General features: G+C 35.8%; 20 protein-coding genes. 7 read left to right on the forward strand and 13 right to left on the reverse strand.

Going from position 1 to position 23,016, the window contains the following annotated elements:
* Window positions 1-1,514: 1,514 nt before the first annotated feature.
* Window positions 1,515-1,928 carry a hypothetical protein gene (locus tag ACS8MM_RS11545; protein ID WP_379716986.1) on the forward strand — a complete coding sequence of 138 codons (414 nt, stop codon included), beginning with the start codon at window positions 1,515-1,517 and terminating at the stop codon, window positions 1,926-1,928.
* 146 nt (window positions 1,929-2,074) lie between these two features.
* Complete coding sequence (locus tag ACS8MM_RS11550; RefSeq protein WP_379716988.1) at window positions 2,075-2,845, forward strand: hypothetical protein; 771 nt, start codon at window positions 2,075-2,077, stop codon at window positions 2,843-2,845.
* Window positions 2,846-2,983: 138 nt separating this feature from the next.
* Here the strand turns inward: ACS8MM_RS11550 and ACS8MM_RS11555 are convergent, their stop codons facing one another.
* Both ACS8MM_RS11555 and ACS8MM_RS11560 read right to left on the reverse strand, forming a co-directional pair.
* Window positions 2,984-3,340 (reverse strand): RNA recognition motif domain-containing protein, encoded by a 357-nt coding sequence (locus tag ACS8MM_RS11555; RefSeq protein ID WP_379716991.1) that lies wholly within the window; start codon window positions 3,338-3,340, stop codon window positions 2,984-2,986.
* A gap of 146 nt (window positions 3,341-3,486) precedes the next feature.
* Complete coding sequence (locus ACS8MM_RS11560; protein ID WP_379716994.1) at window positions 3,487-4,173, reverse strand: DUF6252 family protein; 687 nt, start codon at window positions 4,171-4,173, stop codon at window positions 3,487-3,489.
* 170 nt (window positions 4,174-4,343) lie between these two features.
* Here ACS8MM_RS11560 and ACS8MM_RS11565 point away from each other — a divergent pair, with 170 nt between their 5' ends.
* The 4 genes from ACS8MM_RS11565 (at window position 4,344) to ACS8MM_RS11580 (ending at window position 6,658) form a co-directional block, all read left to right on the forward strand.
* A complete protein-coding gene (locus tag ACS8MM_RS11565; protein ID WP_379716997.1) occupies window positions 4,344-4,916 on the forward strand; it encodes a 30S ribosomal protein S16 in 573 nt (190 codons plus the stop codon).
* A 15-nt stretch (window positions 4,917-4,931) separates the two neighbouring features.
* Window positions 4,932-5,459: a ribosome maturation factor RimM gene (gene rimM, locus ACS8MM_RS11570; RefSeq protein ID WP_379717000.1), complete on the forward strand. Its 528-nt coding sequence runs from the start codon at window positions 4,932-4,934 to the stop codon at window positions 5,457-5,459.
* A gap of 116 nt (window positions 5,460-5,575) precedes the next feature.
* Window positions 5,576-5,926 (forward strand): four helix bundle protein, encoded by a 351-nt coding sequence (locus ACS8MM_RS11575; RefSeq protein WP_379717003.1) that lies wholly within the window; start codon window positions 5,576-5,578, stop codon window positions 5,924-5,926.
* A gap of 21 nt (window positions 5,927-5,947) precedes the next feature.
* Complete coding sequence (locus ACS8MM_RS11580; protein WP_379717006.1) at window positions 5,948-6,658, forward strand: tRNA1(Val) (adenine(37)-N6)-methyltransferase; 711 nt, start codon at window positions 5,948-5,950, stop codon at window positions 6,656-6,658.
* Here the strand turns inward: ACS8MM_RS11580 and ACS8MM_RS11585 are convergent, their stop codons facing one another.
* The 8 genes from ACS8MM_RS11585 to ACS8MM_RS11620 form a co-directional block, all read right to left on the reverse strand.
* Window positions 6,659-7,216 carry a thrombospondin type 3 repeat-containing protein gene (locus ACS8MM_RS11585; RefSeq protein ID WP_379717009.1) on the reverse strand — a complete coding sequence of 186 codons (558 nt, stop codon included), beginning with the start codon at window positions 7,214-7,216 and terminating at the stop codon, window positions 6,659-6,661.
* Window positions 7,216-7,815 (reverse strand): response regulator transcription factor, encoded by a 600-nt coding sequence (locus ACS8MM_RS11590; protein ID WP_379717012.1) that lies wholly within the window; start codon window positions 7,813-7,815, stop codon window positions 7,216-7,218. The genes ACS8MM_RS11585 and ACS8MM_RS11590 overlap by 1 nt, the downstream gene beginning before the upstream one ends.
* A 70-nt stretch (window positions 7,816-7,885) precedes the next feature.
* Window positions 7,886-8,074, reverse strand: a complete 189-nt coding sequence (locus tag ACS8MM_RS11595; RefSeq protein WP_379717014.1) for a hypothetical protein — start codon at window positions 8,072-8,074, stop codon at window positions 7,886-7,888.
* A gap of 305 nt (window positions 8,075-8,379) precedes the next feature.
* On the reverse strand, window positions 8,380-10,776 hold the full coding sequence (locus tag ACS8MM_RS11600) for a T9SS type A sorting domain-containing protein (RefSeq protein ID WP_379717017.1): 2,397 nt from the start codon (window positions 10,774-10,776) through the stop codon (window positions 8,380-8,382).
* 125 nt (window positions 10,777-10,901) lie between these two features.
* Window positions 10,902-11,105: a hypothetical protein gene (locus ACS8MM_RS11605; protein ID WP_379717019.1), complete on the reverse strand. Its 204-nt coding sequence runs from the start codon at window positions 11,103-11,105 to the stop codon at window positions 10,902-10,904.
* A gap of 99 nt (window positions 11,106-11,204) precedes the next feature.
* Window positions 11,205-12,446, reverse strand: a complete 1,242-nt coding sequence (locus tag ACS8MM_RS11610; RefSeq protein WP_379717022.1) for a T9SS type A sorting domain-containing protein — start codon at window positions 12,444-12,446, stop codon at window positions 11,205-11,207.
* Between the two features lie 4 nt (window positions 12,447-12,450).
* The gene (locus ACS8MM_RS11615; protein WP_379717025.1) at window positions 12,451-13,479 is read right to left on the reverse strand and encodes a hypothetical protein; all 1,029 of its coding nucleotides are present in this window, start codon (window positions 13,477-13,479) and stop codon (window positions 12,451-12,453) included.
* Between the two features lie 107 nt (window positions 13,480-13,586).
* Window positions 13,587-16,139 carry a T9SS type A sorting domain-containing protein gene (locus ACS8MM_RS11620; RefSeq protein ID WP_379717028.1) on the reverse strand — a complete coding sequence of 851 codons (2,553 nt, stop codon included), beginning with the start codon at window positions 16,137-16,139 and terminating at the stop codon, window positions 13,587-13,589.
* Window positions 16,140-16,326: 187 nt separating this feature from the next.
* On the opposite strand from ACS8MM_RS11620, the gene ACS8MM_RS11625 reads away from it, so the two are divergent.
* Window positions 16,327-16,449 (forward strand): hypothetical protein, encoded by a 123-nt coding sequence (locus ACS8MM_RS11625; RefSeq protein ID WP_379717031.1) that lies wholly within the window; start codon window positions 16,327-16,329, stop codon window positions 16,447-16,449.
* A gap of 62 nt (window positions 16,450-16,511) precedes the next feature.
* On the opposite strand, the gene ACS8MM_RS11630 is transcribed toward ACS8MM_RS11625, so the two are convergent.
* From ACS8MM_RS11630 to ACS8MM_RS11640, 3 genes are read right to left on the reverse strand one after another with little or no spacing between them, the layout of a single operon-like run.
* Window positions 16,512-19,421 (reverse strand): sensor histidine kinase, encoded by a 2,910-nt coding sequence (locus ACS8MM_RS11630; protein WP_379717035.1) that lies wholly within the window; start codon window positions 19,419-19,421, stop codon window positions 16,512-16,514.
* A gap of 18 nt (window positions 19,422-19,439) precedes the next feature.
* Window positions 19,440-20,738: an HlyD family secretion protein gene (locus ACS8MM_RS11635; RefSeq protein ID WP_379717038.1), complete on the reverse strand. Its 1,299-nt coding sequence runs from the start codon at window positions 20,736-20,738 to the stop codon at window positions 19,440-19,442.
* Between the two features lie 3 nt (window positions 20,739-20,741).
* A complete protein-coding gene (locus tag ACS8MM_RS11640; RefSeq protein ID WP_379717041.1) occupies window positions 20,742-22,934 on the reverse strand; it encodes a peptidase domain-containing ABC transporter in 2,193 nt (730 codons plus the stop codon).
* Window positions 22,935-23,016 lie beyond the last annotated feature (82 nt).

Genomic DNA, 23,016 nt, shown 5'->3' on the forward strand with positions numbered 1-23,016 from the left:
TAATACTCTACTACTACTTTGATATTACTTTGATATTACTTTGATACTACTTTGATATTACTTTGATACTACTTTGATATTACTTTGATATTACTTTGATATGGATGAACCTATTATTTAATTGAAGGATTGAGGTTCTGAGAATCTAAGGTACTGAGGTTTTGATTGGGGTATGTCGTTGACAGGAGTTAAAAGAGCCAATATCACTTGTTTAACCGCTGTCAGGGTTAGAACCGCTGACAGGGTAGCGTTCGATAAGTCACGAATTACACCCGAGTACACCAATATCTAAGCAATCTAAAAATCCAATAATCTAATAGTCTTACTGCACTTACACTGCACTTACACTGCACTTACACTGCACTTACACTGCACTTACACTGCACTTACACTGCACTTACACTGCACTTACACTGCACTTACACTGCACTTAAGGGTCAACCGGAATGGGGTATTCTTATTGTGTTGGAGATGCTAAAATTACGTATAAATACGGATTGACTGGTGTGGGAAAATTGCGGAAATTGTGGGATGGGAATTGCTTATTCCCTTTGTGGGCACGGATTGCAAATCCGCGCTATCGGGCTTGACGTTCACTTGTGTTTTCATTTGTAAGTTTCTCCTCCTGAAATCTTAAAAGTTTTTTAACCTGAGCACTTCAATAGCTAAGAAGTCAAATCCTCTAATAATTCAATACTCTACTACTACTTTGATATTACTTTGATATTACTTTGATACTACTTTAATACTACTTTGATACTACTTTGATATTACTTTGATATTACTTTGATATTACTTTGATATTACTTTGATACTACTTTAATACTACTTTGATACGTCAAATATCCTTAGAACCTGTTACTTATTTTATTGGCATGGATTATCAATTTGCAGTGTAATGGAAAGTTAGACTTGCCTTCTTAAATAAGTACAAGTAAAAAAATCAGACATCACAAATCATTAAGAGCTCTATCGTTTTTAATTTATTAGTTTTGTGGAATGTCACAATCTTACTAATCATTACAAAGAATGTTTACGAATTTATCGAATACTCAAAAAAACAGTGCAAAAACTGTCGTGTTTTATGTCTTATATATTTTACTGACTATTATTGGCATGAAGACATTGCCAGGAGGTTATTGCGCGCCCGGACCCAATGCTATTCTGATAGTACTGGCTCCTTTTATTGTAGGGTTGTTAACAATCGTTTCTGCAGTGAGAACTTATCTCAACAAAGAACATCTTGGTTCGCTGCTTGTTCATATTTTCGTCTTATTTCTTTTAGGGGTGTTAATTTGTTGTTTTATATAAATTGTTGTTTTTTTCCCCCTATGGTACCAAAATAACAACCTCTTAGTGGCAAAATCATCGAAAGCAGTCAATTTAATACTATTAAGAAAAAGATTACAAAATATTTTGCTTTCACTTTTATTATAGTCTAAAAATTATTAATTTTATCTGTGACGAACAACTGCATTCTAACCCTTGCAGCTACGCTTAACAGAACAGAGACCATGATAAATCAACAAGGCTACACCAAGCTTCATGAAACAGACCAATTGGTTTTAGGGCATATTTTTGAGAATGCCTATCTGACCAACAAAGACACAAATGACTCGATTTTTATTGGTCATTTTTATGGTGACCCCAATTGCGGAATTATTGGCAGTGACAATAGCTGGTGTTTGGTTGGAGGATATACCCTTACACTCTGGACAACCAACGAATTAACAGAAATAAAAGATGATACCGTTAATTGGACATTTAAAATACGCCAAACCGATACGCATAAAGTAGAGCTATTAATTGATCCTTGGGCAGACCATTCTTCCGTTTGGGAGTTTGATATACAAACTAAATCCCTACGAAAAATCAAAGATTTCAACGACTACAAAAATCAATCCTACACTGAGAATATTGTTTGGTAACCACCATCGGAACGTTGTTGACTACACAAAAAAGCAACACTGCATTTCACTTCGATTGGATTGTGTTATGATTTCAGAAAAGGTTAAAATCATAAAACAACTCGTTTTCGTATATTTGGCATAGTGACCGCTTGAACTTGACTACTATGACAGTACAACCTTTAGATCCAGACCAATTCGGTCCTATTTTATTTGAAACCTATCGCATTGAAGGGCATACTACTTTTGACGATTTACTAGCTGTGCATCATCAATTCAAGCGAGAACATCAAGATCATTCGGTGATTATTACTTTAGATGATTTAGGGCAAGCAGAATATACCAGTACCCATGCTATCTTAGCCCATGACCTTGACACTATCGAAGGACATGATTTAACAGGAATTGACGCTTCGGCTTTTGAAAACGGAGAACACCTTGGCTATCTTTCGACCCCTTCCGAATTTTTCATACAAAGGGAGAATTTCTTGCAAAAGGCGCAAGAGTGCTCATTTTCCGACGCCTGCGACAGTGGTCTAACGATTGACGATTCGGAGATTCAGCTTTTAGAAAAAATACAACAATCGCCCATTACCTATCTGGACAAACAAGTGCTAGTTAAAATTGTTCCGGTACGACATTCTTACGAAGCCCTTTGTGGATTTCCGAATGGTTATTTTTCCAGCGATTTGGATCCATTTGAAAATTATGCTGTAGCCCGACATTTACATGACCACTATGGTTATACTTTTTTAGGAATAGGCGCCTCGTTGTTGGGGTTTATAAGAGAGCAACCCTTAGAAGTTGAAGCAGCAAAAGCATTGGCTACCGATTTGATTGCCTTGTACAATTCCGACGAAAGTAGTTATGAGCGTATGTTAGCCTTAATTGAGAACCGTACTTATTTATTTTTAAAATACACTGAATACTTAGCCTAAAGGATACACACCCCACAATAACGTAAAAAGTCACGGAGAATCACACTCATTTGAGCGTTTTAGAACAAGAAAAAAATATGGGTACAAAAAAACCATCTCGAAAGAGATGGTTCACAAACAATAATATAAAAAATAGTCTTAGTATCTTCCTCCTCTATTGTTACCACCACCGTAGTTACCACCACCGCGGTTGTTTCCTCCATAACTTCCACCAGCTGGGCGGTTGTTACTGAAACTTCTTCTTTCGCCTTCCGGTTTCGGTTCCGATTTGTTTACCACAATCGTACGTCCTTCTACGGTAGCACCATTTAACTCTTGGATAGCTTTTAAAGCTTCTTCATCGCTTGACATTTCAACGAATCCAAACCCTTTACTTCTTCCTGTAAATTTATCAGTAATAATTTTTACTGAAGTTACAGTACCATACACTCCGAAAGAGTCTCTTAAGTCAGCCTCATCAATTGAAAACGGCAAACTTCCTACAAAAATGTTCATATATAAATTTTATAATTTGGTCAAAGGTAGACTATTAAATTGGTAAATACCTGACAATTAAAGTTTTTCTTTAAAAATACTTGTATTAAACAAAAAAACCATCCTAAATAAGGATGGTTTTTTTGAGTATATTCAGATGTAAATGCTTATTCCAAAGGTAGGTTATAGAAAACTCCGTCTTTACAAGAAGCCACTTCACCAGTTGTTGCATCAAAAGCAGTAAATTTGAAGTTACCTGAAATGGTAGTCCCTGTATTTTTGGTAATCACCACTTGTCCGTTACTATTTGCAACCGTTTTAATTACAAGAGTCGCATTATTGTTTCCTGAAGCAATTGCTACCACATCCCCCGGAACATATCCAGTACCTGGAATATTAATCGTTGCTTTCGTAACAACACCATTAGGATTTGCTTCGATATTCACTTTCAACCCTGTACCCGACCCTCCTGTTGTAGCAACGATGCTTGAAGTAACATAATTACTACCACCGTTAGCTAAAGCAATTTCATAAGCCGGTGCTGCATTAATACCGGTAGTATATTGTTCATCGGAAGTATTACTAACCGTAGTAAAAACCGCTTTATTGGCTTGATTGGATGTTCCTAGTAAATATGCCCCCACTGCAGTACCGCTAGTTTTCAACATCAAATTATAACCCGATGATGTACCGTTCAAAGTTAGCTGACCATCGACAACCGTTGCTGATTTTAGATTAGCACTCCAAACTTCGTTATTGATTCTTGCTTGAAAAGCAGGATCGTTGAATTCAACTTCACTCTGACAAGAAAACAAGGTGGTTACCACTGAAAGTATAAGTATAATTTTTTTCATAATAGAAGTATTTGTGGAATACAAAAGTATACTTTTCGCGTTTTGAAAGTATAAATTAGACAAAATATTTTATTCGATTGATATAAAATAGGTTGCGAATGAAAATTTTGACTATATTTGCACCCTTAAATAACTCGAGGTCGAGTACCTCAAATTAATCAATAAAGATTATGTCAGTAAAAATTAGATTACAAAGACACGGAAAAAAAGGGAAACCTTTTTACTGGATCGTAGCAGCAGATGCTAGATCAAAAAGAGATGGTAGATTCTTAGAGAAAATCGGAACTTACAATCCAAACACTAACCCTGCAACTATCGACTTAAATGTTGATCAAGCAGTTACATGGTTATTCAACGGTGCTCAGCCTACTGACACTGCAAGAGCAATCCTTTCTTACAAAGGTGCTTTATTAAAACACCACTTAGAAGGCGGAGTACGTAAAGGTGCTTTAACTCCTGAGCAAGCAGAAGCTAAATTCAACGCTTGGTTAGACGAGAAAGCTGGAAAAGTTACTGCTAAGAAAGACGGATTAGCAAAATCGAAAGCAGATGCTAAAGCTGAGGCGTTAAAAGCTGAAAAAGCGGCTAACGAAAAACGTGCTGCTGCACAAGCAGAAGCGTTAAAAGCTGCTGAAGCTACAGAAGAGGTTGCTGAAGAAGTAGAAGCTCCTGCAGATGTTGAAGCAACTGTAGAGGAAACTCCTGCAACTGAAGAAGCTAACAACGAAGAAACTGAAGCTTAATTATAACTGGCGGTAATGCGTAAAGACGATTGTTTCTATTTAGGTAAAATCGCTAAAAAATTTAGTTTCAAAGGTGAAGTCCTTATCTATTTGGATACGGATGAACCTGAAATGTATGAAGATTTGGAATCAGTTTTTGTTGAATTCAACAAAAATCTGGTTCCATTTTTTATTGAAAACTCCCAGCTTCACAAGGGTGACTTCCTGAAAGTCCGTTTTGAAGATGTGGATAACGAGGAAGAAGCCGACAAATTGATTGGCTGTGAAGTATACCTTCCTTTAACTATGTTGCCGAAACTTGAGGGCAACAAATTTTACTACCACGAAGTCATTGGTTTTGATGTTATCGATACCCGTTTGGGGAATATTGGTAAAATAGTTGCCATTAATGACAGTGCTGCACAACCTTTATTTGAAATTGACAAAGACGGCATTGAAATTTTGGTTCCTATGATTGATGATTTCATTATCGAGGTAAGTCGCGAGAAAAAATCCATCTTTTTGAATACTCCTGAGGGATTGGTTGATCTTTATCTAGGTTAAAATTTCAAATTCCAAATTTCAAATTCCAAATTCCAAAAACTAAATTCCAAAAACTAAATTTCGAATTCTCAGGAATAAACACTACTTTTCAGTGATTAAAAGCCAAAAAAACAATCATGGAAAAGCCTTATAATTTAGAAGAGCGCACTTATTTATTTGCCAAATATTGCAGAATTTACATTAGCCGATTACCCAAAACAATTTCTAACATTGAAGACAGCAAACAACTTGTAAGATCATCCGGTTCCGTTGCAGCAAATTATATTGAAGGGAATGAGAAATTAGGAGCTAAAGATTTATTATTTCGATTAAAAATTTCAAGAAAAGAAGCCAAAGAATCAATGCTTTGGTTACAATTATTACATGATTTAAATCCCAATGAATCAATAGATTCCAACCCATTAATCAGAGAAGCAGGAGAAATAAGAAAAATAGTATCCGCAATGATTAAAAAATTGGAATTTTGAGTTTGGGTTTTGTGATTTTTTATGAGCCAATTTAACTTTAAACAATTTACCATTCAACAAGACCGTTGCGCGATGAAAGTCGGCACTGACGGTGTTTTATTAGGTGCTTGGACTCCCCTTATCAACAATCCTTATTCCATACTCGACATCGGAACCGGAACCGGACTCATTGCTTTAATGTTAGCCCAGCGCAGTAATGCCGAACAGATTGACGCTATCGAAATCGACGACGATGCTTACGAGCAGGCTACCGAAAATTTTGAAAACTCCCCATGGAATGACCGTTTGTATTGTTATCATGCCGGACTCGATGAATTTGTGGAAGAAGTAGAAGAAGAATTTGATTTGATTATATCCAATCCACCCTTTTACACCGACGATTACAAATCAGGTGATGATCAGCGTGATAATGCCCGTTTTGAAGATTCCCTTCCGTTTGATGAGTTAGTCGAAGCAGCCGATTTCTTCTTATCAGATAATGGAATTTTTGCCTTGATTGTTCCGTTTAAAGAAGAAGAAAAAATCATTGCACTTTGCCAGGACAGTCAATTATTTCCTTTGAAAATCACTCGAGTAAAAGGGACGCCTACTGCAGAAATCAAAAGGAGTTTACTCGCCTTTACCAGAATTGAGCAAACCCCATTTATTGATGAATTAGTTATAGAAATTGGACGTCATGACTACACTCCGGAGTATGTTGCACTGACCAAAGACTTTTACTTAAAAATGTAATTACAACCTGATTTTACGAGTATGCACATTTTCTGAAGTGCGTATTTTCACGATATAGACACCCGAAGAAAATCCTTCTAAATTGACATTTTCCTGTTTAGGTTGCAGTACCTCTTTAGCAATTCTTCCATTGAGATCGAAAATCTGAATTCCTTCAACAATTGCTTTGGATTCCACGATTAATTCGATCAGATTTGTGTTCTTTTTCACATAGACTTTTAGTCCACTCCATTCAAAATCATTATTATTTAGCGAGGGATCGCATGCATTCCCAATACCATTCCCATCGCTATCTTGTTGCCCTGGATTACTGACATAAATGCAATTATCACACACATCTCCAACCCCATCCATATCGGCATCCATTTGCGCATTGTTGGCCACATAAGGGCAGTTATCACAAACATCTCCACGACCATCTACATCCTGATCCGATTGTGTTGGATTATACAATGAGGGACAATTATCTACAGCATTCAAATAACCGTCATTGTCCATATCCTGAGCAGATCCAACAAGATGTAGTAGCAAACCTAAAACTAGAACTACTTTATTCATTAAAATCGTTTATTAATTAATTCTTCTCTACTGGTTACCTGTAGTTTTTCGTAAATATTCTTTACATGGGTTTTGATTGTATTGACACTCAAACACAAGGCATCTGCAATGGAAGCATAGCTTTTCCCTTTAGACAACAGGTCGAGAACTTCATTTTCACGTTGGGTTAAATCGTTATGTCTTTTTTGCTGGAACGATTCCACCACCATACGGGCGATATTAACGCTCATGGGTGCTCCACCTAACTTTAGTTGATTCAAAGCCTCTATTACTTTCTGTTTTCCGGAGTTCTTAGTAAGATACCCTACAGCACCCGCACACAATGCATCAAAAACATACTGAGAATTTTCATGTATTGACACTACAATAATCGCTAAGTGTGGTAGTAGTTGTTTTACTTGTTTAATTCCTTCAATACCGTTAATTCCAGGCAAAGTAATGTCGGTCAGGAGAATATCAGGAGCCAATTCTTTGATTAGCGGCAGCGCCATTTCATAGGATTCGAAATCACCTATCACTTCATATCCCTCTTCCTGATTGATAATATCTTTCAGGGAATTTCTTAAAATTTCGTAATCTTCTATTAATACAACTTTCATTGGGCAAAAATAAAAAATCAAGTACAAGTAAAATACTTGCACTTGATTTTAATTTTAATTCTATTTTAAATTATGGGAGGGTAGTAGCAATGGTTGCTCCGACTGAACGTCCCAGTTGGTGTGCTGTTAGGTTACCTGAGAAATAACTCCCCCAAAATGCCCAATCCACATCACCATACTCACCCCCTACAATGTGTTTTAACTCTGATTTTTTCAAAACAGCCGTTTCCATTTTGCTTTTAAAGTTTTCTAGTTTCATAAAAAAGAATTTAAGTATAGATTTCAAATGTATCGATTTCTATAATGAAAAAAATCACCCGATTTGGGTGATTTTATACACTTAAAAATTGCAACAAATAACATTAAAGCAGTAAAATTAGATATTGGATTATTCGATCAAATCGCACCCATTTACTTTCTTGAAACGAAAAAACAGGACAAATCAATTCCAATTTCCAAAAAGGATTTTGTTACGTAGTATTGCTTAATTTCTGTCTTTACTATTTAAAATAGACAAATCAGATAGCCGTCTCTTTCGAGACGGCTAATACAACCCAACCAACCCTATTCTTTAATAATTTTTTTAGATAAAATTCCTTTTTCAGTATCTAATTGGATAAAGTAGATACCTTTTGACAATGCACTTAAATTGATACTATTGTCATTGGACAAGGTATTTGTTTGCAGTACACGCCCATTCATATCGACAACAGAAAACTTTTTAATTGTCAGATTATTGGTATTTTGCAAAGTGATAACATCAAGCACTGGGTTAGGATAAAGTGACAAGCCCGATTGGTTAAAGTCCTCGACAGACAAAGTTGAAGAAATTACCAAATTATCTACGAATAAATAATGGGTGCCCGTTCCTGTACTTTGAGAACTATTTCTAATTGCAAAACGATACGCACCTGAAACAGAAGGAGTATATGATGCATTTTTAGCCACAAATACATTGGGAGCTTGCGTATCGAAATCAGTCCAAATGATATTATAATCAGCTGGAGTCGTTGAAGTTGTATTAGTTCCAACAAGTACTTCAACTTGATATTGCGTGGTATTCCCCGAAGTTGAATAATCTTTCAAATAAAAATTAACATTGTACGATTGTCCAGCGATTAAATTTACGGGTTTTGTAAACAAATAAGCGTTAGTTAGCGCTGCTGAGTCACTAATTGAATACACTGAATTTGAACCATTATATACAAAAGCATTTGGTCCACCAGTTTGGAATCTCCAATTTGCATTTGTTGTATCACTGTATCTGCCTAAACCTAAAAAACCAAAGCTGGTCTCTGTATCAAAATTCTCCACATAAGGAGCTTCGACTGGATCAAAAGCAGTTGCTACTTGAATAGGACCTTCCCATAAACTTTCATCAGACACGGAACAATTAGACTTGACATACATATCGTACACTTTTCCTTGCTCTAAACCTGTAAATTGAAAACTATTCGTTGTTGGATTCCCGGATTGAATTAAACCAGCAGGTTGTCTACCCCAGTTACGTAATCCTATTTGAACAGAATACGAATCCGGTGTCGAATCACCTAATGTTGGCGCATTCCACTGTAAATGAACACTTGTTGTTGTTACAGGAGACACTAAGCTATAGGCATTGGGTGTAAAACAAGTTTGAGGTGTAAAAGTATACGTAAAATCAATGGCAGCACTATCATGTATATTATCCCAAACGATATAATAGGTTGTATTTGCAACTATTTCCAGATTCTGAACGGATGAATTCTTATTGATTCCAGGAGAAATATCATCATTACCTGCCACACAAGTTAACGAACCACACGTTCCTGAATAGATTGAAAGCCTTGTATCTTCAGATATAGGATTTTGTACAGTTTGTGAAGTAACTGTCAAAACACCGTTTTGAGTTGGTGTAAATTTGTACCAATTAGCCGCAGCGTTGTTATTGGAGTAATTATAACACAAGCCCGAACCCGAAGGTGGATTTCCAAAGTAACTGCCAATTAAAACCCTATCTGAATTGTTAGTTAAAACAGTTGCATTAGCACAAGCATCACCGATTTGTATTCTTCTAATTTGGTGATTATAATAATCACAGGCCAAAAGATAATACGAATTTATTGGAAAAATCCCCATTAATCCATTAAATCTAGAAGTTGCGGCGTTCCCATTTTGAAAACCAGATGTGTTCGAAGTTCCTGAAATAACCTGTAATGAGTTGCTTAACAGGTTAAACCCCATCAATTTGTAATTGTTCGTAAAATACAACATGTTATCCGCGTAACTTATACAGTTGATATTATCTGCTGATCCGGTTACTGTAGATACCGCAGTAGCCGTAATTTTTTTAATTACCGTATTATTTTGATCGGTAAAATATAGGTTGCCGTTCGTATCGAATTCCAAATCACGTGGATAACTAAACGAAGAACCCAGTAGAGTTCCATTTGCATTTCCAGGAGAAAGAGGCGTACCCGCATAAGTAGTTGTTGTATTTGTTGAAGGCACATACTTTTGTATGGCATGAAATGTTGGAACTGAATAGTAAATATTCCCTGCATCATCAACTTCAACCCCCCAAGCTCCCCCAAATGAAGAGGTTGTCGAACTATTTGAATAAATTTGTCCTAAAATCGCGCCATTCGTATCGATACGTAGTACTTTTTCATAATCGATAACGGTCGACACAATAAAAGTATTCGTTGTAGCATCATATGCCATATCGTGTATATTCCCAATCACAGTTGAAATAGTAGACACATTACCAAGTTCATCTATTTTTCTTAACCTTCCATTATCTCCAACATAAGTGTAAAAACCTGCCTTTATTACACAAGTAGGATAAGAGTAACGCGCTTGAAACAACCCTCCGTCTTGCGATCCTTCGGTTGTGCTTCCTGTATAGGTATTTGATTGTCCGATTTGACCTAATGCACTTATACTTACAAGCACAAAAAGAGAAAATAAAATTTTTTTCATAGTTAATTTGTTTTTGCAAATGTCTTAACTATGCTTATTTTTTACTTCACCCAAATTGGGTGATTTTACAAAAAAAGCAGCTTCAAAAAGAAGCTGCTCAATATGTTACGAATTTTCTTATCCTACTATTTTACACCTGCCACAGCACCTGCACCTGCAGTACTACCTGGATTACTACCTTCGCTAGATGAAGAATTGGCATCATGCTCCATGTAAATTACTACAGCGGCAACTAACATACCAGCTACAAAAATAGGATTACCACCTCTTACAGATAACAACTCGTTATCATTCAATTGTAGAGATTGGAATTTTTCTAGATTTCTCATATTACGTGTTTTTTAGTTTATAATTCAAAAATACTGTGGTGTTTTCAATAAAAAATCACCCATACAGGGTGATTTTTCTTACATAATAAAGAACTTCAATTACTCAATGATAATTTTTTTATCGATCCATTGATCACCTGAGCGAATCCTAAGGAAATACATCCCTTTCATTTTGTTGATTAGATTCACTTCCACTACTGTTGTATTTTTTAGATCTTGAATCCTATTCACTTCTTGTCCCAAAGTGTTATAAATTTCAATTTCGTCTATATTGGCAGAGGATTTTATGGTAAACTGACCGTTAGATGGATTGGGATATACTCCAATTTCAACACTAGTTCCAACTGTACTATCGCTTATGATTTCTTCTTCGGATACCTCATCATCAGCACCCATTCTATAACTTCCCAAGGAACGATAGCAACTATCATCTACAAAAGCATCAAAAACAGCTCCTTCTTCAACAATACAACCATCTTCCAAGTCTATTGTATAAGTACCGTATAAGTTTAGCACTGCATTAGGCTTCACTACAACATCTCCAAACGGCACTACAGACGAAGCTAAAACAGCTCTACCCACATTAATTCTTTTCGCTTTAATGATAGGATAGACCGTTTTGGCAGTGATTGTTTTGTTTTGTATAGAAACTGTATTGGATTCACATACGCCTTCCTTGTAGAGTGCAACATTATCTAGCTGGACCGTTAATTGTTTTGCCGGATTGTTATAGAGCCACACTAAAGGGAAAAAAGACAAAAAATACTCCGACTCATTCTCTGTAGAAAAATAAACGGTTCTCATTTCCCAGTCCGAAATTCCGGTGGAAGGAATAGTATATGATTCTAAATTACCTCTAACACCACCTTCTTCCAAAACGGCACCACAATCACCTGAATTTTTATAATAATAAGGCTTGTTCCAATTAGACAATTTAACATTAAAACTGGCATATCCGTTGGGAGCATTAAAATCTGCTTTAATAAAATAAACCAATCGGTAATTCGTGTGAGGTTCTAATCTATAACCATCCAAATAAACTTCTTCCGCTAAAACCCGATTATTAGTTCCTTGAAAATTTTGTGCCCATAAAGTCAATGAAGAATTCCCATTCTCATTTAGAATTGAAGGAGTTCCTTTGGAGGCTTTCCAATTCGCTAAGCAATCCACCTTTCTAACTGGGTAACCTGCTTCGAAAGAGATACTCGGACAGATCCCACTTGACGTTACATTGGCTCCATATTCAGGGCTTACTGTTTCGAAATTTTCTTGAAAAATTTGCGCTTGACCTCCATTCCATATACAGAAATTAAGGAGCAAAAAATAGCATACCTTTTTCATCGCTTTAATTGGATTTATTCAACAAAGCTTCAATTTTTGCTAACCTTTCTTGTAACAGTTTGTTTTGCTTTTCGAGATCAATAACATACAAAGTCAACTCTTCAATTTTTTGCATATGTTTTTCCTGCATTTGCGCTACATCAATCCCGTTTTCCAGCACTTCTTTCTCGGAAGGGATATTTGGCAAGTGCTTGTTTTCTTTAATGAATTGTTCCACATCCGACAAGGCAGGCAATTTGTACTCTGAATTAAACACATAATCTGCCCATACATTAGTTCGTACTCTTATTGCTTTGGCTCTAAATTCTCCATCAAGTCTTAATGTACCTGCCTGATCTAAACGCATCAGGGTTCCATAGCTTTCTCCGTTGGTATTTACTCTCAATTGTCTCCAACTGAATCCACCATACATAAGATTATTATCAAAATACGCTTCGCCTGTTCCACCTGAATTATATCTGTCATCATAACTTAATCGCAAACCTCTATTATAACTAGCTCCATTCGTATTCACAATGATTTCTTTTCCTTTTACCTCCCCATTTACATTTAATTGAGTAGTAGGAAAAGTATTTAGTGTCATCTTCGCCACATCTGAAGTTGGATAAACACTACTTCCAGGAGTAAGATTGTTCAAACCGTAAAAATCGATTTTTCCTTCTTGAAATCGGATAAATGAAGCACGATTCGAAGTAGGTATAAAGGTAGCGCCGTCGCCGAAAACTCCAGCTCCGATATAGCCTGTACCATTCGTTCTAATATCTCCTTCAGGATAACAACATCCGCCTCCCAAAAGCCAAAGTCCACCTTGCATACTCTGTCTGTCTTTGAAGAAAACACCTCTTTGTAATCCAGTAATAAAAGAAACCAGGTTTTGACCTACCGCTTCTGTGGTTTGCTGAATTAACAATCGGTTATTGGCATCAACGTTATTGATTTCAACTGTTCCGGTTGAAGGAAATTGATTTTGTGCATAGGAAGTTGCACTAGTCACTATAAAAGTGAAAGCCGAAAATAAAATAGTTTTTTTCATTATGTTTTTTTTGATTGAAGCAAACATAACAAACAAACAAATTTTCAACTTCACCCGTAAAGGGTGATTTTACAAAAAAAACCGCCTCTGATGAGGCGGTAGAGAATTTATTCTTTAATAATCTTTTTTGACAGTATTCCTTTTTCGGTTTCTAATTGTATAAAATAAAACCCTTTTGAAAGTTTCGACAAATCAATTGTATTGTCAGAATCAAGATATGGCTTACTGATGATTACTCTTCCGTTCATATCGACAACGACGTAGTTTTTGATTAGTAGGTTGTCCGGGTTCAGCAATGCGATTCGATCCAAAACCGGGTTTGGATACATAAAAATTGATGTTTTCTTAAAATCATCTACAGAAAGCATTGACGTAATAGAGAAGCTATCCAAATACAACTGTGCATTATCATCGATAGTCCCTAAATAGTAGCCATTATTCTTTAGTCCGAACCTATACTCCCCAGAAGTCGTAGGCACGAAACTACTTTCCATATATGTGTAGGTATTGTTCAATGTGGCCACACTTCTTGACGTCAAAAAAGAATAAGAGGCCTCTGAAGTATAGCTTGCATTAGGCACTACAAATTCGAATAAAGATCCGATCAAACTCGAGCCCGAGGTTTTATTGATTCTAGCATAATAGCCAATTGTATATGTTGACCCTGCCAACAAATTAACTTTCCTAGTAAAAAGTGAGGCTTGTGAAGTTGTCGCATTAGCAAATGGTGAAAAAACCGCTTTTGTGCCACTATGTGACAATACTTCATTTGCACTACCCGAAACTCCTCTTCCCGATGCACTAGAATACGTCCTAAACAGTGTATTTGAAGGTCCAGCGGTGGTGAAACCCGTATCATATAAGGTGGCAGTAGTATCGAAATTTTCACTAAGAGGCAATGCTGCAGAAGTGTATTCTGTAATTGCAGTTATAGGACCATACCACAGCGAGAAATCATTAGCTCCGCAATTTGATTTTAAATAAACATGGTATGTAGTATTGGGCGTTAAACCCGTGAAGGAAGTATTTCGAACCGTAACCGACTTGGACTGAATTTCAGATGCAGTTCCAGGAACAAAACCTGGATTTCCGATTTCTAAAACATAACCTTGAACAGCAACTTGATTTATACTTGTTGTTTGCCATGCCAAATTTACCGTTGTTTCGGTATTTACTTGCGTAGTAGACATTGCAGATGGTTTGAAACAATTTTTAGGTGTAAATTGATATGTAAAATTTACATTTTGATAATCATCTGAATAATAATCAGACCATACAATATAGTAATTTGTACCATAAGCCACTTCAATATCAACCAATTCAGAACGCAAATCAGTTTCCGAAATATTATCATTAGAAGCGTAGCAATTAAGCCCTTCACATATATTGTTCGAATGAGCATATACAGACAAAAGTGTATTTGTACTGGTATTGTTTTCTGCAGTTCGGGTACTAATTGTTAAAAGTCCATTTTGTGTAGGCTTATAAACAAACCATTTTGCATTGGCATCGAAATATCTATTGTTCACTGCACAATTCCAATTTGGTACTCCTTCATTAATGACTCCTATGCTTTGAGTCCCGCTTGTTCCCGTAACTTCGGTTGCATTGGCACAGAAATCACCCAATGTGATTTTTCTTAGCCTACGATTGTACCAATCGGCCACATATAACGAATTGGGTGCAACAAACAATAATGCTGATGGAGTATTGTATCTTGCATACAGCGTTGTTCCGTTCGCAAATCCACTATCTGTTGCTCCTGAAATAGTCGTCACTTGTCCGCCAGAGATTTTACGAATGGTATGACCACTTCGATCTGCCACATACAAATTGGTCCCATCATATTCTATGCTTGAAGGCGAATTAAAAGAGGCCGTTAACAGCGGTCCATTATTACTTGATGCAGCCCCATTACCAGCGAAATGGCTAACGGTATTGGTTGTTAAATCAATTTTACGGATTTTATGGATAGCCGATTCTGCAACATAGAATTCTGTATTTGAAACTGCTTTTACATCCATGGGTTCCCAAAATTTTGCGACATCAAGAGTGCCATCAACATTCCCTGCATTATTGGCGATACCATAGTGAGCGATGTAAGTACCAGAAGTAGTTAACTTTCTGATTATTCGATTCATTCTATCCGCCACAATTAGTTCTCCATTGGGTAAAATATCGATCCCTTGAGGTTGATTAAATCGGACAGGTTGCCCACCTAGCAAGAAACCTGAAAAACCATCTCCAGCTATCGTACTAACTACACCTGTTGGCGTAATTTTTCGTATCGTATGGCTTCTTCTATCGGTTACGTACAAATTATCATCTGCATCTGCAACGATATCGTAGGGTTCATAAAATCTAGCAGCAGTACCTGCTCCGTTTGCGGAACCCGGATACCCTAGTTCGCTTCCCGCAAAAACGGTTGAAACCCCACTAGGAGTAATTTTACGAATATTATTGGCTGAAAAGTCGACCACATAAATATTTCCTTGGGAGTCTTTAGTAATCCCAGATAAGGATTTATAGCTATTATTCAAACCCGCACCTGTGAGAACTTGATCCGTACCATTACCTGAAAAAGTGGCAACAGAATTAACTTGCCCTGACCCACTTATTGCACTGAATAAAATGATTAAAAACAGTAGAATTCTTTTCATTGTTTGTCTATTATATTAAAAATGTATATTAATTACATGCTTTAGTAATGCTTATCGACTTTTAAGTACGTATTTCATTATCCGGGCAAAATTAAAAGAAAACAAACTGTTGAATATCACCCTAAAAGGGTGATATTCAAAAATATACTACGTGTTATATTTGTTATTCACAAAAAACAAGAAAACTATGGAAACATTTTATGCCAATTCATTAAACAAAAATGCCTTACTAACGATAAAAGGCGGTAACACACCTCCAGACAATCCTAAACCACTTCAAGATGCTGGAGCAGAAGTAGAAGTAAAATAACTTTAAACCTAATGTAATAACTCCTTGCTATTCGTTTTGAAACTGCTTACAAGGAGTTTTTTTTAAAGTTGTCCTTTAAAAGTAATTATTGTTCCCGAACCCGTTTTGGATGCAATTGTCACTTCTGATTTAAGTTTGTTGGCTCTTTTTTGGAGGTTAAGCAATCCATTTTGTCTTTTAAGCTGTTCTTTGTCAAAACCAACACCGTTATCCTTGCATGCGATAATTAAAAACTGTTCTTCAAGCTTAAAAACAAGTTGCAATTGACTTGCATGGCTATACTTGTAAGCATTAGTCATTGCCTCTTTAAACAAAAGCAACAATTGGCGGTTCCAGAAGTGAGGCAATAAAAACTTGGCATCCTCTACTTCATTTTCCACAATGAACTTAATCCCGGAATATTGGTACAATTCTTCACCGAAATCTGTCAATGCAAATATCAATTCTTCTAACGTTCCGTTTTTACTATCAATTGCCCAAATAAAGTCTCGAATTCCCTGAAAAAGATCCTGACTATCTCTATTAATTCGTTCCACTACCGTGTAATTTTCCGAATCTTTAAGCTGTTCTACATGTAATAATTGATCGGACATCACACTTATACCTGCCAATTTATTTCCTAATTCATCATGAAAATCCTGAGCAATATTGTGACGCATTTCATTCAATTGATTTTCGAGGTGCAGATTGGATTCCAAAAGATTTTGTAACATTTGATTTCTTTCTCTTAATTTTTTAAACCTACGGTTTACCAAAAAGAAAAGAATTATGGAAAGAAGCAAAACAAAAGGAACCAACACATACCATCGGAGATACCAAACCGGTATTTTATCTACCGTTATTTTAGCGGAATAACTCCAGTCTGAAAAGTAATATTTTGCTCTAAACTGGAGGGAGAACTTTCCAGAAGAAAAATTGGAAAAATCAATGGTATTCCCTGTTAATTTTGCCCATTTATCCGTATTGAGCTGGTATTCCATGGTATATTCAGAATCGCTAAAATTGATTACCTCTGCAGTTATCGCAAAATTAGAATCAGGCTCTATCTTAATTGACTTTTTTACAATATTACTACCTGTATTCGAAGTAAGATTAATTGGCAGATGTTTCGTCTTTTTCAGCTGGTTCGAACTAAGCAGAGTAACCCCTTTATTACCCAAACAAAGTAATCTACCTTTTCCATTCAAAAAAATTCTCGAATAAAAACTAGAAGGTAACCCTTCTTTTTTGGTATAGCGATAAAACTGCCCCTCATGAAAACGAACCAAACCTTTTTGACTTCCAAACCAGACCGTTCCGGATCCATCGGAATCGACCATAAAAGCATTGAAACAATCGTTCTTATCGTTGACATACGGGTATTTGCGGAATTTACCTTTCGTGTAGATTGTCAACCCTTGAAGAGACAGAATCCAAACCTTATTTCCTCTTTGTTGCATTCCAATTATTTTCTCGGAAAGCAATCCGTCATTATCACTTATCCTTCTGATGTTTTCAAAATCTTCATTTAAAACAAAGATTCCCAAATTTGTGGCTACCCAATACTCTGCATTGATTTTGATTATATTAATAATATTTAGATTATCCTCTGGAGAATAGGGTAATTTTAAACTGACCTCTTTTCGTTTTTGTTTTTTACTGACGTACAAAATTTCATCACCATATATAAAATCAAAGTCACCAAATGCCTTTTTATACATTGGGTACTTATTTGTCAAATAGTAGGGACCCACTTTTTTAAAAATAGGATCTATTTTTTTAGTCGTAATCCCTAAGGTATCATTCGACAATTCCTTGAAACGCATGACACTCGAACATGCTATTTCATTAAAAAAACTATTTGATTTGTTGGAATAGAATATTTTATCAGTTGTAGCATAGAAGTTGAAATGGGGAGTAGCGATAAAATCGAAAAAAAAATTATTCTGAAGAAAATTCTTTTCAACCTGAACCTCAGGTTCTGTTACAGTAAACAGACCATTTCCATAAGTACTAATCCAAAGAATGCCCTCTCTAGACATTAAAATATCACTTACTGGCGCTTTAATACTTTTTCTATTCAGGAAAGTATAGTTGTTGGTTTTTTTATCAAAGAGTACGACTTCATGGCTTTTATCTACTTTATTTTCGGCTAAATACACTTCATACTTTTGATTTTCCACAAACTGTATAACCCGCAAATTCGGCAAGTTAAATGTACGCTTTCGAATTACTCTTTGGTTATTGAACTCGACCAAGCCACTTGTGGTAACTGCCAAAAAATGATCTTCTTTTCGTTGCAAACCAACTATAACATAATCGTTAAGAAAAGGAAATGGATATTTCACTTTGTCGCTTCCATCGATTGCGATAATGTTAGTAAACTTTGGATTGTATTTATCTGGTAAACAAAAAAGCTGATTGTTGACTTTTGCGATTTGAATTAATTCAGAACCAATTTTATTTTTTCGTACGTATTCCGTAATTTTTTCGGCATTTCGAGGAGTAAACCATTTGTACTTTCCTTTAATATTAAAAAGATTCAGCACCTCGGATGTTGATTTCCCTTTTCCGTAAAAACGTAAACTACACTTGTTTTCAATCACAAAAATCTTATCCTTAAACTCAAGAATTTGATTCAGCTTTTGGTGTTTAAAGCTGCCATCACCAATAGGTGTAAATTTGTTTTTCTCAAAAAAATAAGCTCCTGCACCCCAGGTGGCAATGAGCTTTTTGTTTGCTGATTCCGATTCACTTACTCCAATTACAAAGCTACTTTCTAAACCTTGATTTTGTGTATAATTTAGGAGCCGTTTTCCATTAAATTTTACTAAACCGTTATCTGTACCTATCCAAACATATCCCTCTTTGTCTTGGATAATCTGATAGCATAGGTCATGGGGTAACCCATTCTCCGAATTATAATGAGTAATTTTAAATTGTGAAAAACAGCAATTATAAAAAAGAAAAATAAAAACTGACAGTATTCGCATTCCGCAAATCTATAAATTTTATTCGACCTTAAACATATCTCTAAACTGGTATAAAATTCGTTCGATAAGTCGCAAGTCTTCAGTTATGATTTCGGCAGAACCGCGCATTTCCTGTTGAAAAGGAATTTGCTTTTTATAGCTGGAAAGCATACCTTCCGGTAAAGCGACATCGACCATCACATTACCGTCTTTATCGGGTACTAATGAAATATTTTTAACTTCTCCTTTAAGAATTCCAAACTCTCTGTCCGGAAAATTATTCAGTCGAATATTCACTTTTTGACCGATAGTAATCTTACCCGAATTCAATGAAGGCGCTTTTACTTTCCCTACAAATCCACTTTTGGAAGACGGTACAATCGAAAAAACATTTTCTCCTGCATTGATGGTTTGATTTTCAATCCAAACCTGAGTAAAAGTTACCGTTCCTGGGATTGCAGATTCTATTACATACGCTAGTTCCCAATCTTTAATTGCTTTTTTCAACTGAAAAAAAGATTGCGAAAGATTACGGTCCAGGTTCACGGTCTCTTTCACATCGTTGATTGAGGTTCCTTTAGTAGCTCTATTGTTCTCAATTAGGGAAGAATTCAATTGTGAAATAGAAGTCAATAAATTTTTATAGTTTTTTTCCGCCTGAAAATAACTTAGTTTTTTTGTTTCATACTCTTGGGCTGATATTACTCCTTTTTCGTGAAGCTTAGTATATCTGGCTATATCATTGCGTTGTAATTGCAATTCCTGTTCATTGATTTCCTTTTGTTGATTTAACAAGGTCAATCGCTCTCTGATTTGTGCGTTTTCGGATTTTTGAGCGGAACCTTCTACCTGATACGGTTGTAAATTAGCATTCAAATTATTTGCTTGGTAATCCTTTTGAAATACTGCAAATGCGTTTTCAATTTCACCCAATTGTGCTGTTTTGAAATCTGTGAACGGAAAATTAGCATTTTGGGCAATTTGAAACGATTCGACTGCTTTTTTCAAACGAAATACATCGCGGTAATCAGCTGAATTTTCAATCACTGCCAAAGGTGTATGTGCCTTTACATCATATTTGTCTTTAATCAAAATAGTCTGGATCCTCCCAGAAGCTTTGGCAATAATCTTTTCGGGTGGAATATTGGTAGTAATAATCACCTCAGCACCAACAATATCTGGGTATTTCAAAAACCAAGACACGGTAAAAAGCATTATAATGATACCAAAAATTAATACTGTACCCCATCGGATCATCCAATTAGGCACTTTGGTTAGTATATCTTGAACTTCTTCACTTCGCAATTCAAATGAAGTATCTAATTTTGTATCTTCCATAGTTTAGTTTCCTAATTGCAATTGATTTTTAACCAATTCAAAATAATTTCCTTTTTGTTCTACCAAAGCCGAATGACTTCCAATTTCGATGATTTTACCTTTATCTAAAACCACAATTTGGTCAGCATTCATTACAGTACTTAATCGGTGTGCAATTACTACCACTGTCTTATCTTTGAAAAACTGATCTAGTTTGTGCATGATTGCTTTTTCGTTATTGGCATCCAATGCGGAAGTTGCCTCATCAAAAAACAACATTTCTGGATTTTTATAAACCGCCCTAGCAATTAACAAACGTTGTTTTTGTCCGGTACTCATTCCGACACCTTCTTGACCAATTTTTGTATTATACCCCAACGGCAAACTAAAAATATAGTCTTTAATGTTAGCTACATCTGCAGCATAAGCCAAACGCTGTTTATCGACTACATCGACTCCAACCGCTATATTATTCGCAATAGTATCGTTAAAAATAAAGCCTTCTTGCATTACAGCTCCAACATTATCGCGCCAAGCTTTTTGAGAAATATTTTTAAGCTGTGAATTTCCAACGGTAACATCCCCTTTTTCAGGCTCATAAAACTTCAACAGCAATTTCATCAACGTAGTTTTACCACTTCCGCTAACACCTACAATTGCCGTTACTTTTTTGGCAGGTATTGTTAAATTGACACCATCCAATACCGGGACATCTGATCCTAAATAGCGGTACGACACGTCTTTAATATGAATATCTTCATCCTTAGGTACTTCATGCATTTGAAATTCTTCTTGTTGCACCTCATCCTCTTTATCATGAATCTCAGAAAGGCGAGAAAGTGAAATTTTGGCATCCTGCATTTCTCTCACAAAACCGATCAATTGAGCAATTGGACCATCTAAGCTCCCTACAATAGAACTGATTGCCATCATCATACCTAACGTAATTTCTCCATCAATAACCAACTTGGCCGAAATAAAGACAATAAAAATGTTTTTAAGTTCATTAATAACTGAAGATCCGATAGATTGCGATTGTTCCAAAACCAATCCTTTCATCGAAACTCTGAACAATCTTGCCTGTACATATTCCCAGCTCCAACGCTTTTGTTTTTCGGCGTTATGCAATTTGATTTCCTGCATACCGTTAATCAATTCCATCACTTTACTTTGCTCCTGACTGATTTCAGAAAAACGCTTATAATCCAGTTCTTCTCTTCGTTTCAAAAACAGTGTAATCCATCCGAAATACAATACACTACCTCCAAAAAACACAAAAAATATCTGTAGATTATAATAAGCCAAAACGCCTCCCATTATAAACATGTTGATTACAGAGAAAACAACATTTAAGGAAGAAGTGGTCAAAATTCTTTCGATGCGTCTGTGGTCGTTGATACGTTGCATGATATCACCAGTCATTCGTACGTCAAAAAAAGAAATAGGAAGGTTCATCAGTTTAATAAAGAAATCCGATATCAAGGAAATGTTGATACGAGTAGATAGATGTAGTAAAATCCAACTACGAATCAATTCCAAACCAGTTCTTCCTGCAAACAGGAATAATTGTGCAAAAAGAATAAGATAGATGAATCCGATGTTTTGGTTTTGTATCCCCACATCGACGATACTCTGTGTTAAAAACGGAAATATTAATTGAAGTAAACTTCCCGCTAACAATCCAACACTTAACTGAATTAAAAACGATCGGTATCGTATTAAGTATTGGTATAAAATTCCAAAACCAATACTTTTTTTCTCTTCTTTTTCAAACTCGGTCTGATTGAATTTTGGAGTAGGCTCCATTAACAAAGCGATACCTTCTGTAGTTTTTTGGTCTGCGTTGTTTCCTATCCAGAACTTCAGGAAATCTTCCTGATTGTATGTTATCAGTCCAAAACCTGGATCAGAAATATAATATTTGCCTTTTTTAATTTCATACAGTACAACATAGTGCTCTTTATTCCAATGTAAAATACATGGTAATGGAGCGTCTTCAAGACTTTCGACATTTAATTTGACACCTAATGTTCTAAAACCAATTTTCTCGGCAGCATCGCTTAGAAAAAGTAGATTACTGCCTTCTCTTGTGGTTTCACTTAATTCACGTAATTGTTGTATGTTTAAGGTTTTTCCGTAATACTTCGAAACTATTTTTAAACAGGTAGGCCCACAATCTTTGGAATCTGCTTGTCTATATGTAGGAAATTTTTTCAATTTTTTAGTTTGTTTTGAGCAAAAATAGAGAAAACTGCCTAAAAAAATAGGCAGTTAAAAAGATTTTTAGTGTTTAACCAAG

This window comes from Flavobacterium sp. MAHUQ-57, from assembly GCF_051908335.1.
In the GTDB taxonomy this organism is placed as follows: domain Bacteria; phylum Bacteroidota; class Bacteroidia; order Flavobacteriales; family Flavobacteriaceae; genus Flavobacterium.

What these genes read in the sequence shown, in the direction of transcription:
- ACS8MM_RS11625 (WP_379717031.1), top strand. Translation starts at nt 16,327, where the DNA reads ATGGAAACATTTTATGCCAATTCATTAAACAAAAATGCCTTACTAACG.
- ACS8MM_RS11590 (WP_379717012.1), bottom strand. Translation starts at nt 7,815, where the DNA reads ATGAAAGTTGTATTAATAGAAGATTACGAAATTTTAAGAAATTCCCTG.
- ACS8MM_RS11615 (WP_379717025.1), bottom strand. Translation starts at nt 13,479, where the DNA reads ATGAAAAAAACTATTTTATTTTCGGCTTTCACTTTTATAGTGACTAGT.
- ACS8MM_RS11545 (WP_379716986.1), top strand. Translation starts at nt 1,515, where the DNA reads ATGATAAATCAACAAGGCTACACCAAGCTTCATGAAACAGACCAATTG.
- ACS8MM_RS11585 (WP_379717009.1), bottom strand. Translation starts at nt 7,216, where the DNA reads ATGAATAAAGTAGTTCTAGTTTTAGGTTTGCTACTACATCTTGTTGGA.
- rimM (WP_379717000.1), top strand. Translation starts at nt 4,932, where the DNA reads ATGCGTAAAGACGATTGTTTCTATTTAGGTAAAATCGCTAAAAAATTT.
- ACS8MM_RS11630 (WP_379717035.1), bottom strand. Translation starts at nt 19,421, where the DNA reads ATGCGAATACTGTCAGTTTTTATTTTTCTTTTTTATAATTGCTGTTTT.
- ACS8MM_RS11555 (WP_379716991.1), bottom strand. Translation starts at nt 3,340, where the DNA reads ATGAACATTTTTGTAGGAAGTTTGCCGTTTTCAATTGATGAGGCTGAC.
- ACS8MM_RS11635 (WP_379717038.1), bottom strand. Translation starts at nt 20,738, where the DNA reads ATGGAAGATACAAAATTAGATACTTCATTTGAATTGCGAAGTGAAGAA.
- ACS8MM_RS11565 (WP_379716997.1), top strand. Translation starts at nt 4,344, where the DNA reads ATGTCAGTAAAAATTAGATTACAAAGACACGGAAAAAAAGGGAAACCT.
- ACS8MM_RS11575 (WP_379717003.1), top strand. Translation starts at nt 5,576, where the DNA reads ATGGAAAAGCCTTATAATTTAGAAGAGCGCACTTATTTATTTGCCAAA.
- ACS8MM_RS11605 (WP_379717019.1), bottom strand. Translation starts at nt 11,105, where the DNA reads ATGAGAAATCTAGAAAAATTCCAATCTCTACAATTGAATGATAACGAG.
- ACS8MM_RS11560 (WP_379716994.1), bottom strand. Translation starts at nt 4,173, where the DNA reads ATGAAAAAAATTATACTTATACTTTCAGTGGTAACCACCTTGTTTTCT.
- ACS8MM_RS11550 (WP_379716988.1), top strand. Translation starts at nt 2,075, where the DNA reads ATGACAGTACAACCTTTAGATCCAGACCAATTCGGTCCTATTTTATTT.
- ACS8MM_RS11620 (WP_379717028.1), bottom strand. Translation starts at nt 16,139, where the DNA reads ATGAAAAGAATTCTACTGTTTTTAATCATTTTATTCAGTGCAATAAGT.
- ACS8MM_RS11580 (WP_379717006.1), top strand. Translation starts at nt 5,948, where the DNA reads ATGAGCCAATTTAACTTTAAACAATTTACCATTCAACAAGACCGTTGC.
- ACS8MM_RS11600 (WP_379717017.1), bottom strand. Translation starts at nt 10,776, where the DNA reads ATGAAAAAAATTTTATTTTCTCTTTTTGTGCTTGTAAGTATAAGTGCA.
- ACS8MM_RS11595 (WP_379717014.1), bottom strand. Translation starts at nt 8,074, where the DNA reads ATGAAACTAGAAAACTTTAAAAGCAAAATGGAAACGGCTGTTTTGAAA.
- ACS8MM_RS11610 (WP_379717022.1), bottom strand. Translation starts at nt 12,446, where the DNA reads ATGAAAAAGGTATGCTATTTTTTGCTCCTTAATTTCTGTATATGGAAT.